This is a genomic window from Bosea sp. RAC05 (genome assembly GCF_001713455.1).
Classification (GTDB): domain Bacteria; phylum Pseudomonadota; class Alphaproteobacteria; order Rhizobiales; family Beijerinckiaceae; genus Allobosea.
Genome location: NZ_CP016464.1, coordinates 2,374,648 through 2,388,224, shown reverse-complemented (window position 1 = coordinate 2,388,224; position 13,577 = coordinate 2,374,648). Strand labels below are relative to the sequence as shown.

The window sequence follows — 13,577 nt, the reverse complement described above, 5'->3', positions numbered from 1 at the left end:
TTGGTTTTGCGGTCGGCGGCGAGCGGTCACGGCGCAAACAACGCCTGAAGCCTACTCCCGTTCGATCCGGATGACTTGCGGCGGTTCTGCGATATGGCCGTCGGCCGAGACCTGCGCGAGGGCGGAGCGGATCGCGGCCTCGCTCGTGGCGTAGGTAATCAGCACGACTGGCACCGGCGTGCCCGAGCGCCCCGCCGGGTCCTGCGCCGCGGCGGCGGCCGAGCGGCGCTGCACGATGCTCTCCAGCGAGATGTCGGCCTGGGCCATGCGGGTGGCGATGCCGGCGGCGGCGCCGGGGCGGTCGACCACCGAGAGGCGGACATAATAGCCACCCTCGTGGCGCTGCATCGGGGTGCGGGCCGCGGTCTCGAGCCGTGCGACCGGCAGGCCGAAGGGCAGCCCCGCCGTGCCGCGGGCGATGTCGGCGATGTCGGCGACGACCGCCGATGCTGTCGGGTCGCCACCAGCGCCGGGGCCGACGAGGGTGAGTTCGCGCACGGCATCGGCGTCGACCGTGACGGCGTTGAGAACGCCCATCACCTGCGCGATGGCCGAGGATTTCGGCACCATGGTCGGGTGGACGCGCTGCTCGATGCCGGCCTTCGTGCGCTCGGCGACGCCGAGCAGCTTGATCCGGTAGCCGAGTTCGTCGGCCATCTTCAGGTCGAGCGGGGTGATCGAGGAAATGCCTTCGACATGAATCGCTTCGGCGTCGATCTTCGTCCCGAAGGCGAGGCTGGTGAGGATGGCGAGCTTGTGGGCGGTGTCGTAGCCCTCGACATCAAAAGTCGGGTCGGCCTCGGCATAACCCAGGCGCTGCGCGTCCTTCAGGCAGGCCTCGAAGGTCAGCCCCTCCATCTCCATGCGCGAGAGGATGTAGTTGCAGGTGCCATTGAGAATTCCGTAGAGCCGCGTCACGCTGTTGCCGGCGAGCGCCTCGCGCAGCGTCTTGACGATCGGGATGCCGCCGGCCGACGAGGCCTCGAAGGCGAGCGCGACGCCCTTCTCCTCCGCCAGCGTCGCGAGCGCGACGCCATGATGGGCGAGCAGCGCCTTGTTGGCGGTAACGACCGATTTGCCCGCGGCCAGCGCCGCCTCGACGGCGGCCTTGGCTGGGCCCTCGGAGCCACCGACCAGTTCCACCAGGCAATCGATCTCGGGCGAGCGCGCGAGGTCGACGGGATCATCGAACCAGGTCAGCCCGCCGAGATCGACGCCGCGATCGCGGGTCCTGTCGCGGGCGCTGACGGCGGTGACACGGATGGCGCGGCCGCAGCGTTCGCTGAGCGCGTTTTCCTGGCGGCGCAGGATGCGCAGCACCGAGGCGCCGACGGTTCCGAGCCCGGCAAGGCCGATGCGGAGGGGAGTGGCGGGGGTTTGGGCAGAGGCGCTGGTCATGGCGGCGGCGTCGCATGAGGGGGCCGGCCGAGTCAACGGCGAAGCCTCGACTGGCGCTCAGCCGAAGCGGCAAACGACCTCGGCCGCCAGGCGACGCAGCTTGCCCTCTCCAAAGGTCATGTGGATGCGCAGCAGATTGGTGCCGAAGGCGGTGATCTTGATGGTGCGCAGCGCTTCCAGCGTGTCGCCGTTCCAGCTCGTGGCGGTCTCGTTCACCGGCGTCCAGAACCAGGGTTGCGGCGGCTCGATCACGGCCGCGGCGAGGATTGCCTCCGCAACCGCCTGCTCGATGCCCGGCGGCAGATGACGGGCGACCACCTCGGTGGCGTCGCGGCCGCATTCGCGGGCGGTGGTCGCGGCGAGCACATCCGAAATCAGCGGCGAGCTCGTCTGGGGGACGCGCCCCCGCGAGAAGTCGAAGGTGCTGACGAGGCAGACCAGCGCGAAGAGCACCACACCACCGGCGAGCAGACGGCCTTTGCTGAACATCGTGCGTGGGAGCCCCATTCCGGACGGGATCGTCCGTGGCGACGGGTTCCCATGTTTCGGGGTCGCGGTCCAGTCTCCCGAGCCCTCATCCTGAGGAGCCGCGTCAGCGGCGTCTCGAAGGATGGTCCAATGGGTTCGGGAGCCTCCTGGAGCATCCTTCGAGACGCGCTCCTGCGGAGCGCTCCTCAGGATGAGGGCTGAGGCCGGGGCCAGTCCGCCCCCCCTACCCCGCCTTGGGCATCTGGATGATGTTGTGCAGCGTGTGGTCGGCGCCCTTGAGGAAGCGGCCGACATTGCGGGCGGCCTGGCGGATGCGCTGTTCGTTCTCGACGATGGCGATGCGGACATAGTCGTCGCCATGCTCGCCGAAGCCGATGCCCGGCGCGACCGCGACCTCGGCCTTCTCGATCAGCAGCTTCGAGAACTCCAGCGAGCCGAGATGCCGGAACTTCTCGGGGATCGGCACCCAGGCGAACATCGAGGCCGCCGGCGCCGGGAACTCCCAGCCGGCCTTGCCGAAGCTCTCGACCAGCGCGTCGCGACGCTTGCGGTAGATGTCGCGCATCTCGCGGATGCAGTCGTCGGGGCCGTTGAGGGCGGCCGCCGCCGCGACCTGGATCGGGGTGTAGGCGCCATAGTCGAGATAGGACTTCACCCGGGCGAGCGCCGCCAGAAGCCGCTCATTGCCGACGGCGAAGCCCATGCGCCAGCCGGCCATCGAGAAGGTCTTCGACATCGAGGTGAACTCGACGGTGACGTCCATCGCGCCCGGCACCTGCAGCATCGAGGGCGGCGGGTCGTTCTCGTCGAAATAGACCTCGGCATAGGCGAGGTCCGAGAGCAGGATCAGTTCGTGCTTCTTGGCGAAGGCGACGAGATCCCGGTAGAAATCGAGCGAGGCGGTGTAGGCTGTCGGGTTTGCCGGGTAGCAGGTGACGAGCGCGATCGGCTTGGGCACCGAATGGATCATCGCCCGCTCGAGCGCGGGGAAGAAGGCCGGCGTCGGCTCGGCCGGCACGGAGCGGATCACGCCGCCCGCCATCAGGAAGCCGAAGGCGTGAATCGGGTAGCTCGGATTGGGCACCAGCACGACGTCGCCCGGTCCGGTGATGGCCTGCGCCATATTGGCGAAGCCCTCCTTCGACCCCAGCGTCGCGACGACCTGGGTGTCGGGGTTGAGCTTCACGCCGAAGCGGCGCTCATAATAATGAGCCTGGGCCCGGCGCAGGCCGCCAATGCCCTTGGAGGCCGAATAGCGGTCGGTGCGTGGCTTGCCGGCGGTCTCGACCAGTTTCTCGATGACATGCTTGGGAGCCGGCAGGTCGGGATTGCCCATGCCGAGATCGACGATGTCGACGCCCTTGGCGCGCTCGGCGGCCTTGATCTTGTTGACCTGTTCGAAGACGTAGGGCGGCAGGCGCTTGATGCGGTGAAAATCGGCCATTCGAACGGTTCCTTCGCCGGGCGCGCCGGCGTCCTTGTCTCCGGGAGGGCGTGCGGCGGCACCCCAAATGGTGCCGGGCCCTCCCCTTGCGATTCAGATCGTTGCGCGCAGCGCGCCTCCGGCGGCATCTTTGGTCACGGGCGGACGAAAAACGCAAGATTCAATCGACATCTGCCGCAAGAGCGTCGCGGGCGCCGGTCGAGCCGGCGCGCTCAGTTGGTCGGCAGCGTCGCGGGCTTGGGGGCAGGCGTGGAGCCCAGCGTCTTCGCCACGTTGCCGGCGGCCTCGTTGGCGGTGCGTTTCGCTTCGAGTTCGGCCTCGATCTTCTTGAACTCCGCCCGCGGCTTGCAATCCTCGTTCGGCTTGCGGCCGTCGGGCCTGTAGGAGAAATGCGCAGCCTGACCGGCGGGGACGAAGGGTGGCGGGGGCGGCGCATCGCCCTGGCAGAGCGGGTTCACCGGCAAGGTCGAGCCGATCGGGATGAAGCTCGCATCGGCCGGGCGGGATTCGCGCACGAAGGGCTTGGGCTCGGCGGCCGTGGTCGCCATCCCGGCCGCTTCCGCCACGCTCTTGCCGGCCTCGCCCGCGCAGCCCGCCGCGGCGACCGCCAGGCCCGCCGAGATCAGGAGCGGCAGGAGCGGCGTGGACTGGTGTCGGGCTTGCGGCATGGCTGGATCCGGCGCGTTGCGGAATTCTCTTTGTAGTCGATATCCGTTACGTCCTTAATAGGACCAAAATGGGGAGCAGACAGCATCCCCTCAGAAGACGTGCGACGGGGAGAGCGCGATGGACCGGCGAGCCGGGGAGAAGTCCGGGGATACGACCGGCCCGGCCGAGATGCCGGCGCCCGATCTCGACGCCTTCGCACAGAACATGAGCCGCCTCGTCGAGGAATACGGCAAGGTCACCGCCGCCTATCTCAAGCCGATCGAGCGTGGCGAGGCCAAGGGCGGGCAGGCCGACGAGGCCAGCGAGATGGTCAAGACGCTGGGCCGCGTCGCCGAGAAATGGGTCTCCGACCCGCGCAAGATCATCGAGGCGCAGGCCTCGCTGACGGGCGATTTCCTGACGCTGTGGAGCACGATGCTCAAGCGGGCGGGCGGCGAGGAGGCCAAGCCCGTCATCGAGCCGGACAAGCGCGACGCCCGCTTCGCCGACCCCGACTGGTCGGCGCATCCGATGTTCGACTTCGTCAAGCAGGCCTATCTGATCGGCACGCGCTGGGCCGAATCGATGGTCGACCGGGCCGAGGACCTCGACCCGCACACCCGCGAGAAGGCGCGCTTCTACGTGAAGCAGATCGCCAGCGCGCTCTCGCCCTCCAACTTCGTCGCGACGAATCCCGAACTGCTGCGCGAGACGCTGCAGCAGAACGGCGAGAACCTGGTGCGCGGCATGAAGATGCTGGCGGAGGACATCGAGGCCGGCCGCGGCGAGCTCAAAATCCGGCAGTCCGATCCGGGCGCCTTCAAGATCGGCGTCAACATCGCCGCGACGCCCGGCAAGGTCGTCTACCGCAACGACATCATGGAGCTGATCCAGTACGCGCCCGCGACCGAGACCGTGCTGAAGCGCCCGCTCCTGATCGTGCCGCCCTGGATCAACAAGTTCTACATCCTCGATCTGAACGCCGAGAAGAGCTTCATCCGCTGGGCGGTCGCCCAGGGGCTGACCGTGTTCTGCATCTCCTGGGTCAACCCGGACGAGCGGCACGCCACCAAGGATTTCGAGAGCTACATGCGCGAGGGCGTCTTCGCGGCCCTGGAGGCGATCGAGCAGGCGACCGGCGAGAAGAAGGTCAGCGCGATCGGCTACTGCGTCGGCGGCACGCTGCTCGGCGTCACGCTCGCCTATATGGCGGCGGTCGGGGACAAGCGCATCGACGCCGCGACCTTCTTCACCACCCAGGTCGATTTCTCGCAGGCCGGCGAGCTCTCCGTCTTCGTCGACGAGGAGCAGATCCGGGCCGTCGAGGAGCAGATGACCAAGAGCGGCTATCTCGACGGCGCGCGCATGGCGGGCGCCTTCAACATGCTGCGGCCCAACGACCTGATCTGGTCCTATGCGGTCAACAACTACCTGAAGGGCAAGGCGCCGACGCCCTTCGACCTGCTCTACTGGAACTCCGATTCGACGCGGATGCCGGCGGCCAACCACTCCTTCTACCTGCGCAACTGCTATCTCGAGAACAAGCTCTCCAAGGGCGAGATGGTGATCGGCGGCCAGCGGCTCGATCTCGGGGCGGTGACGATCCCGATCTACAACCTCGCCACCCGCGAGGACCACATCGCCCCGGCCCGCTCGGTTTTCACCGGCTCGCAATGCTTCGGCGGGCCAGTCGACTACATCGTCGCGGGCTCGGGCCATATCGCCGGCGTCGTCAACCCGCCCGGCAAGGTGAAGTACCAGTACTGGACCGGCGGGCCGGCACGCGGAAGCTATGAGGACTGGATCGGCGCGGCGCAGGAGCATCCGGGCTCCTGGTGGCCGCACTGGTTCTCGTGGGTCGAGGCGCAGGCGCCCAGGCGGGTCAAGGCGCGGGTGCCGGGCGCGGGCAAGCTGCCGGCGCTGGCCGATGCGCCGGGGACCTATGTGCTGAAGAAGGCCTGAGCGGGGCTGGCGCGGACGAGGGATCGGGATCGGCCGAGGGCTGATGCACGAGCGTGCTGCGTTTTCTCGGAACCACCGCCGTCATCCCGGGCTTGCCCCGGGATCCAGCGGAGGGCTCCAGAGCTTGACGATGGATTCCGGATCGGCGCGGCTGCGCCGCTTGTCCGGAATGACGGTCTGTTTCCGAATGAAAACAGCATTCTGCAACAAAAAAGCCGGCCCGCGAGGGCCGGCTTTCGCGTCGGGCGCTGGGCGCCCGGTCAGTTCTTGCGGACCGCGGGGCGGACCGGGATCGCTTCCGTCGGGTTGTCCCAGCGATAGGTCAGGCCGGCCGAGACGATGTGGATGTAGGGCTTGGCCTCGGCGGTGAAGAAGACCGGGCCCTGCTGCGGATGGGTGCCGCTGTAGTTCACCTTGGCCTTGTTCACGTTGATGTAGGTGTAGCCGACATCAAGCTTGAGCTTGTCGGTGACCTGGTAGCTCGCACCGGCCGAGAGCCAGAGCCGGTCGTTGTCCGAGATGAAGACGGTGCGGTTGGTGTCGTTCACCGGCGACAGCTCGTAGGCGACACCGGCGCGCAGGGTCAGGGCCGGGCTGTACTTGTACTCGACGCCGCCGCTGAAGAACCAGCTGTCGTCATAGACGAAGTTGAGGCTCGAGATCGGCAGGCCGCTGATCTGGCTGACGATCGGGATGCGGCGGAAGCGGCTCCAGTTGGTCCACTCGACGCCGAGATGGGCCTGCCACTGGTCATTGATGACCTGCGACACGCCGAAGACCACCGAGTCCGGCAGGTTCAGGTTGGCCTTGATCGGGCTGACGCCGGCGAGGGTCGAGATCGTGCCCTCGAGCGTCTGGTGGATCGAGGAGCGGTAGGCGATACCGATCGTCGTGCCCTCGCGCGGCGTCAGGGTCGCACCGACGCGGAAGCCGAAGTCGATGGTGTCGCCCTTGAGGACCTGGTTCGGGGCCGCCGGGCCGATCGCGCCGGGCAGCGTGGCGCCGGTGGCGTTCTTCAGGCTCGTGCTGAGATACTGGACCTGGAAGGCCGCACCAACGGAGAGCCAGTCATTGACCTTGTAGCCGATGGTCGGGGAGACGTTGATCGTGCGCAGATTGGCCGAGCGGCCATAGACCTGGCCGGCATAGACCTGGTTGTCGGCCTTGGAGCGCAGGCCGAAGGGCGCCCCGGTGGTCATGCCGATCCAGAAGCGGTCGGTCAGCTGCCAGGCCGAATAGGAGGCCGGGATGAAGGCGCCGTCGCCACCGATGTTGCCGGAGCCGTTCTGGATCGGGTTCAGCGGGCCGACCGGCGAGCCGAGCCGCGTCGGCGAGGTCGGATCATAGGAGGCGTTGGCGTTGAGATAGGTGAAGTTCCACTGGCTGTTGCGGCCGGGGAACATGGTGATGGTCGCGGGGTTCCAGGCCATCGCGCCCATGCCGATGCCGCCGGCGGCCGCGCCGGCATAGGCCATGCCGAGACCCTCGGCGCTTTGGCCGCTGCGGATCGCGAAGGAGCCGGCCTGGGCGGCGCCGGCGGCGAGGAGCGCCGCCATCGAAACCGTAGCCACCGCGGCTGTGCGAACAATGCCCTTCATGGAATCCATCCCGTCTTGATGTTTCTTCGGGGCGCATGGCCCCGCTCGAATCCGAGCATGCCGCGAGGCGGTTCCCGCCGCAATCCCGCCGCGAAGGCGCCGTTTTCCCGCCCGCCCCCCGGTCTGCCGCTTGGGCAAGCGCGAGAAACGGGCGAAATCGGCGATATTTCATGTTGCCGGCTTGGTGCTGTCGCCAAAGATATCGTTTATATAAGAACTATCGCCGGTTTTGGTGTTTCTGGCTCGTTTCGGGGCAGCCCCGCCCAAGGCAGAGGCAATCCGCTTTGACGGCGGGCGTGGCATTCCCGCAACATGCCCGTTGGCCGCTCGCCGCAGCCGCGCCATGCGCGCGAATGCACTTGTCTTTCGGGCCTGCGTCTTGTCAGGATCGCGCCCCAATTAGATCGTTTGAAAACGGGGGAAACGACGTGAAACTGCTACGCTTCGGAGCCGCGGGCGCTGAAAAGCCCGGTCTCCTCGATGCCAAGGGCGTCCTGCGCGACCTGTCGGGCATCATCCCCGATCTCGCCGGCAAGGCCCTGACATCCGCCTCGCTGGCGAAAATTGGGGCGATCGACCCCGAGTCGCTGCCGAAGGTCGCCGGCGCACCGCGCATCGGCGCCTGCGTCGGCGACGTCCGCAACTTCATCGCGGTCGGCCTCAACTTCGCCGACCATGCGGCGGAGACCGGCGCCGAAATCCCCAAGGAGCCGATCCTCTTCAACAAGGCGCCGAACTGCATCGTCGGCCCGAATGACGACGTGATCATTCCCAAGGGCTCGAAGAAGACGGACTGGGAGGTCGAGCTCGCCATCGTCATCGGCGACGGCGGCTCCTACATCCCGGAAGACAAGGCCATGGCCGCGATCGCGGGCTTCGCCGTCTGCAATGACGTCTCGGAACGCGAATTCCAGATCGAACGCGGCGGCCAGTGGGCCAAGGGCAAGGGCTGCCCGACCTTCGGCCCGCTCGGCCCCTGGATGGTGACGACGGACGAGGTCAAGGACGTCCAGAACCTCGCCATGTGGCTCGAAGTCGACGGCGAGCGCGTCCAGAACGGCTCGAGCAAGACGATGATCTTCGGCTGCGCCTATCTCGTCCACTACATCAGCCAGTTCATGCGGCTGGATCCGGGCGATGTCATCACCACCGGCACGCCGCCCGGCGTCGGCCTCGGCTTCAAGCCGCCGCGCTTCCTGAAGGGCGGCGAGGTCGTCAAGCTCGGCATCGAGGGCCTGGGCGAGCAGCAGCAGCACTTCAAGGCCTATCAGGGCTGAGATCGCTCCTCACCGACGTGGAAAAGGGCCGCTCGCGCGGCCCTTTTTTGTGCCTCCGTCCAGGCGGGCCGGCTCACTTCTCGGGCAGGCCGAGCATCAGCCGGATGTTCTGCACGGCGGCGCCCGAGGCGCCCTTGCCGAGATTGTCGAGCCGCGCGACCAGCACCGCCTGGCGGAGATCGTCGTCACCGAAAACCCGCAGTTCCAGCTTGTTGGTGTCGTTGAGCGCCTGGGGCTCGAGCTTGCCGCCGGCCTGTACGGCCGGAACAATCGAGACATAGGTCGAGCCGGCATAATGCTCGGCCATCGCGTCGGCGAGATCGGCCGCCTTGGGCTTGCCCGGCAGCGTGTCGAGATGCAGCGGCACCGAGACCAGCATGCCCTGCCGGAAATTCCCCACCGAGGGAATGAAGATCGGCCGCCGCGACAGCCGCGCATAGCGCTGCAGTTCGGGCAGGTGCTTGTGCTTGAGGCCGAGCCCGTAGAGCTCGAAGGCCGGGGCCGTGCCGGCCTCATAGGCCTCGATCATGCTTTTGCCGCCGCCGGAATAGCCCGACACCGCGTTGATGGTGACGGCGTGATCGGGCGGGATGAAGCCGGCATCGACCAGCGGCCGCAGCAGCGCGATGCCGCCGGTGGGATAGCAGCCCGGGTTGGAGACGCGGGTGGCCTTGGCGATGGTGGCAGCGTGGCCGTGCTCCAGCTCGGCGAAGCCGTAGACCCAGTCCGGCGCGACGCGATAGGCGGTCGAGGCGTCGACGATCTTGGGCGACTTCGCCCCCAGCGCGTCGGCGAGCGCGACCGATTCCTTCGCTGCGTCGTCGGGCAGGCAGAGCACGACGAGATCGACCTGCGCCATCATCTCCTGGCGGGCGACCGGGTCCTTGCGCTTCTCGGGGTCGATGCTCCTGACGACGACGCCCGGCATCGCCGCCAGCCGGTCGCGGATGCCGAGCCCGGTCGTGCCGGCTTCGCCGTCGATGAAGATGGATTTCGGGTTCTGGCTCATCGGACCCTCGCAAGGCGTCTGGGGGATCGGCTCAAAGAACTTGGCCGGCTTCGGGCATAAAAAAACCGCGCTCCGGGCGCGGTCGCGGACAGTCGGGCTGCAAGCCGAGCGTCACCGCGGTCGCGCAGGGGCGGCCGTGACAGGGCGACGTCGGGACAGGTTGGTGGTCATCAGCGGGATATGAGGGAGGGATGCAGCGCTGTCAATTGTCCGCTCGCGCAGGAAGACAGGCGTCATGGTCGGCCTTGTGCCGACCATCCACGTCTCCCGGTATCGAGGGCTGTCTTCAAGACGTGGATGCTGGGCACAGGCCGAGCACGGCGAAGCATCGTTCCTCAACGATCGGAATCGCTTGCCGCCGTCCTTGGCACGGATCCGCTTCAACCGGCCTTCTTCAGCGCCAGCGCCTGAATGTGGTGCTGGACCAGGGTCGAGCCGGCGATCGCGGTGATGTCCGCGTGGTCGTAAGGCGGCGAGACCTCGACGAGGTCCATGCCGCGAATGTCGAGGTCGCGCAGGCCCCAGACTAGGCGCAGCGCCTGCTCGGCCGACAGCCCGCCCGAGACCGGCGTGCCCGTTCCGGGTGCGAAGGCGGGGTCGAGCGCGTCGATGTCGAAGGTCAGATAGGCCGGCCCCTCCCCGACCCGCTCGCGGATCCGCGCGAGCGTCCCCGCCACACCGAGCTCGTGGACGGTGTAGGCGTCGAGGATCGCGATGCCGCCGTCGCGCGGCGCGACGGTGCGGATGCCGATCTGGATCGAGCGCTCGATGTCGATCAGGCCCTCGCGCACCGCCTCCAGCACGAAGGAGCCGTGGCCGATGGACCCGACACCGTCGTCCCAGGTGTCCTGATGCGCGTCGAACTGGATCAGAGCGAGCCGGCCATGGCGGGCGACATGGGCGCGCAGCAGCGGCAGCGTGACGAAATGGTCGCCACCCAGCGTCACCAGATGCGCGCCGGAGGCGAGGATGCCGGCGGCTTCCGCCTCGATGGCGCGGGCGCAGCCCGGCAGGTCGCCGCGCGGCAGCAGGCAGTCGCCATAGTCGAGCGCCGCCAGATGCGCGAAGGGATCGAGGCCGGAGGGATATTGCGGGTCGCCGTCGAAGATCGCGCTGGCGCGGCGCAGCGCCTGCGGGCCGAAGCGCGCGCCGGGCCGGTTCGTCACGGCGAGATCGAAGGGCACGCCCCAGACCACGAGATCGCAGCCGGCGACGTCCTTGCCGTAGCGCCGGCGCATGAAGGAGAGCGCGCCGGCATAGGTCGGGTCGGCCGCGCCGCCACGGCGCTCGCCGGTGAAGGCGTGGTCGATCGAACCCGGGCCGGTCTGCTCGGTCATCGCGACGCTCCCCTTCTCACGGGCGGCGCCCCATCAGCCAGACATAGAGGCACCAGGGCAGGATCAGCGCGAGACCCGTAAGCACCAGCCGCAGCACCGTCCAGGCGACAGGGTTCTGCAGCGCGCGCCCGTCGAGCTCCGGCACGCCATGGATCAGGCCGAGCGCGAAGGCCGGCGCGAGGAAGATCACCAGCGCGTTGGCGATCCGGCGCCCGCGCGGCAGGTCGCGTCGCGCCAGCGCGAGCAGCGCGGGCACGGCGACCATGCCGAAGGCGATGAGGATCAGGAGGACGCGCATGGTCGTGGCCTATCGCAGCCGCTCTGCCGAGAAAACCCCGTCCGTCATGGCGAGCGCAGCGAAGCCATCCAGGGAGACGTCGAGCGCGCGTGGCTGGATTGCTTCGCTGCGCTCGCCATGACGCGGCTACCGCCCGCCGCCGACGCGCAGGATCGAGCCGACGACATAGGACGCGGCCTCCGACAGGGCGAAGAGCACGACCTCCGCGATCTCCTCGGGCTGAGCGGCGCGTCTGAGCGGGATCGAGGGCGCGATGCGGGCGACGCGGCCGGGCTCGCCCGATGACAGGGCGTGGATCTCGGTCTCGGTCATGCCCGGCGCGACCGCGTTGACCCGGATGCCGGCGGGCGCCAGCTCCTTCGCCATGCCAACCGTCAGGGAATCGATTGCGCCCTTCGAGGCCGCATACCAGACGAATTCGTCGGGCGCGCCGAGGCCCGACGCGATCGAGGAGATGTTGACGATCACCCTGCCCTTCGCGTCCGGGTTGGCGAGCAGCGCGCGCGTCGCCTCGCGTGCGACCAGGATCGCGCCGGTGACGTTGACGTCGATGCAGGTGCGGATCGTCTGCGGGTCGGCCTCGGCCAGCTTGCTCGCGGGACCGGTGATGCCGGCATTGTTGACGACATGGGTGAGCGGGCCCAGCGCAGCCTGCGCGTCCGCGAAGACGCGGGCGATGTCGTCCTGCACGGCCATGTCGCCCTGCAGCGCGACCGCTTTCGCCCCAGCGGCCTCGCAGGCCGCGACGACCTCGGCGGCGGCCTTCGCCGCGCTCTGGTAGTTCACCGCGACGTCATAGCCGCGCTGTGCGGCCATCACGCAGATGGCGGCGCCGATGCCCCGGCTGCCGCCGGTGACGAGGAGAACGGGTCGGGCGGCGGTCATGATGTCTCTCCTCGAGCGGTTCCGAAACCGTCATTGCGAGCGCAGCGAAGCAATCCAGGCGAAGGTCGAGCGTACGACCCTGGATCGCTTCGCTGCGCTCGCGATGACGGTGGGGACAGAGAATACGAAAAGGGCGGCTCTTGCGAGCCGCCCTTTCCACATATCGGACAGTCTGGAAACGATCAGCGCTTCGAGAACTGGAAGCTGCGGCGGGCCTTGGCCTTGCCGAACTTCTTGCGCTCGACGACGCGCGAGTCGCGGGTCAGGAAGCCTTCCTTCTTGAGCGGGCCGCGAAGCTCGGGCTCGTAGAAGGTCAGGGCCTTGGAGATGCCGTGACGGACAGCGCCGGCCTGGCCGGAGAGACCGCCGCCCTTGACCGTGACGACGACGTCGTACTGGGTCAGGCGATCGACGAGCTGCAGCGGCTGCTGGAGGACCATGCGCAGCACGGGGCGCGCGAAGTAGACCACCTGGTCACGGGTGTTGACCGTGATCTTGCCGGTGCCGGGCTTGATCCAGACGCGGGCGATGGCGTTCTTGCGCTTGCCGGTGGCATAGGCGCGGCCCTGCGCATCGACCTTCTTGACGTGGACGGGAGCATCCGGCTGCGCGGTCTTGGCGACCTGGCCGAGCTGCTCGAGAGACTGAAGAACCTCGGCCATGGTCAGACCCTCGCATTCTTGCTGTTGAGCGCGGCGACGTCGAGCGTCTCCGGCGACTGGGCCGCATGGGGGTGCTCGGCGCCCTTGTAGACGCGCAGGTTGCCGAGGATCTGGCGGAAGAGCGGGCCGCGGGGCAGCATGCGCTCGACGGCCTTCTCGACGATGCGCTCCGGGAAGCGCCCCTCGAGGATGAACTTGGCCGAACGCTCCTTGATGCCGCCGGCATAGCCGGTGTGGTGGTAGTACACCTTCTGGTCGCGCTTGCGGCCGGTCAGGACCACCTTGTCGGCGTTGATGACGATGATGTTGTCGCCGCAGTCGACATGGGGGGTGTACGCCGACTTGTGCTTGCCGCGCAGACGCAACGCCACAACCGCGGCGAGACGACCCACGACGAGCCCGGAGGCGTCGATCACAACCCACTTCTTTTCGACATCGGCGGGCTTGAGCGAGATGGTCTTCATCGCGGGCACCCTTCGGAGCGTTGAAAAAAGGACAAGCCGCCGGAGGACCGGCGGCGGTGTGAGCGGGGGATAGGGGCAGGTCGCTCCGGTGTCAAGCGCTGTTCGA

13 protein-coding genes are annotated in these 13,577 nt (G+C 68.1%); 2 read left to right on the top strand and 11 right to left on the bottom strand.

Annotated elements, in window-relative coordinates:
* Positions 1-51: 51 nt before the first annotated feature.
* The 4 genes from BSY19_RS14795 to BSY19_RS14780 all read right to left on the bottom strand — a co-directional run bounded on the left by BSY19_RS14795 (position 52) and on the right by BSY19_RS14780 (position 3,999).
* Positions 52-1,398, bottom strand: a complete 1,347-nt coding sequence (locus tag BSY19_RS14795) for a homoserine dehydrogenase (protein ID WP_069054827.1) — start codon at positions 1,396-1,398, stop codon at positions 52-54.
* Positions 1,399-1,455: 57 nt separating this feature from the next.
* The gene (locus BSY19_RS14790) at positions 1,456-1,887 is read right to left on the bottom strand and encodes a hypothetical protein (protein ID WP_150129629.1); all 432 of its coding nucleotides are present in this window, start codon (positions 1,885-1,887) and stop codon (positions 1,456-1,458) included.
* Between the two features lie 223 nt (positions 1,888-2,110).
* Complete coding sequence (locus tag BSY19_RS14785; protein ID WP_069054825.1) at positions 2,111-3,331, bottom strand: LL-diaminopimelate aminotransferase; 1,221 nt, start codon at positions 3,329-3,331, stop codon at positions 2,111-2,113.
* 212 nt (positions 3,332-3,543) lie between these two features.
* A complete protein-coding gene (locus BSY19_RS14780) occupies positions 3,544-3,999 on the bottom strand; it encodes a hypothetical protein (RefSeq protein ID WP_069054824.1) in 456 nt (151 codons plus the stop codon).
* Between the two features lie 169 nt (positions 4,000-4,168).
* On the opposite strand from BSY19_RS14780, the gene phaC reads away from it, so the two are divergent.
* Entirely contained in the window at positions 4,169-5,941 is a 1,773-nt protein-coding gene (phaC, locus tag BSY19_RS14775) for a class I poly(R)-hydroxyalkanoic acid synthase (RefSeq protein WP_069057125.1), read from the top strand.
* Positions 5,942-6,201: 260 nt separating this feature from the next.
* On the opposite strand, the gene BSY19_RS14770 is transcribed toward phaC, so the two are convergent.
* Positions 6,202-7,539, bottom strand: a complete 1,338-nt coding sequence (locus BSY19_RS14770) for an OmpP1/FadL family transporter (protein ID WP_069057124.1) — start codon at positions 7,537-7,539, stop codon at positions 6,202-6,204.
* A gap of 428 nt (positions 7,540-7,967) precedes the next feature.
* On the opposite strand from BSY19_RS14770, the gene BSY19_RS14765 reads away from it, so the two are divergent.
* Positions 7,968-8,816, top strand: a complete 849-nt coding sequence (locus tag BSY19_RS14765) for a fumarylacetoacetate hydrolase family protein (protein ID WP_069054823.1) — start codon at positions 7,968-7,970, stop codon at positions 8,814-8,816.
* Between the two features lie 73 nt (positions 8,817-8,889).
* Here BSY19_RS14765 and argC read toward each other — a convergent pair whose 3' ends face one another.
* The 6 genes from argC to rplM all read right to left on the bottom strand — a co-directional run bounded on the left by argC (position 8,890) and on the right by rplM (position 13,471).
* Positions 8,890-9,825, bottom strand: a complete 936-nt coding sequence (gene argC / locus BSY19_RS14760) for an N-acetyl-gamma-glutamyl-phosphate reductase (protein ID WP_069054822.1) — start codon at positions 9,823-9,825, stop codon at positions 8,890-8,892.
* A 380-nt stretch (positions 9,826-10,205) separates the two neighbouring features.
* Positions 10,206-11,162, bottom strand: coding sequence for an agmatinase (gene speB, locus BSY19_RS14755; protein ID WP_069054821.1), 957 nt, complete (start codon positions 11,160-11,162; stop codon positions 10,206-10,208).
* A 16-nt stretch (positions 11,163-11,178) separates the two neighbouring features.
* Positions 11,179-11,460, bottom strand: a complete 282-nt coding sequence (locus BSY19_RS14750) for a hypothetical protein (protein WP_069054820.1) — start codon at positions 11,458-11,460, stop codon at positions 11,179-11,181.
* Positions 11,461-11,586: 126 nt separating this feature from the next.
* Positions 11,587-12,345 carry an SDR family oxidoreductase gene (locus tag BSY19_RS14745; protein WP_069054819.1) on the bottom strand — a complete coding sequence of 253 codons (759 nt, stop codon included), beginning with the start codon at positions 12,343-12,345 and terminating at the stop codon, positions 11,587-11,589.
* Between the two features lie 182 nt (positions 12,346-12,527).
* Positions 12,528-13,007: a 30S ribosomal protein S9 gene (gene rpsI / locus BSY19_RS14740; RefSeq protein ID WP_069054818.1), complete on the bottom strand. Its 480-nt coding sequence runs from the start codon at positions 13,005-13,007 to the stop codon at positions 12,528-12,530.
* A 2-nt stretch (positions 13,008-13,009) separates the two neighbouring features.
* Positions 13,010-13,471 (bottom strand): 50S ribosomal protein L13, encoded by a 462-nt coding sequence (gene rplM, locus BSY19_RS14735; RefSeq protein WP_069054817.1) that lies wholly within the window; start codon positions 13,469-13,471, stop codon positions 13,010-13,012.
* Between the last annotated feature and the right edge of the window lie 106 nt (positions 13,472-13,577).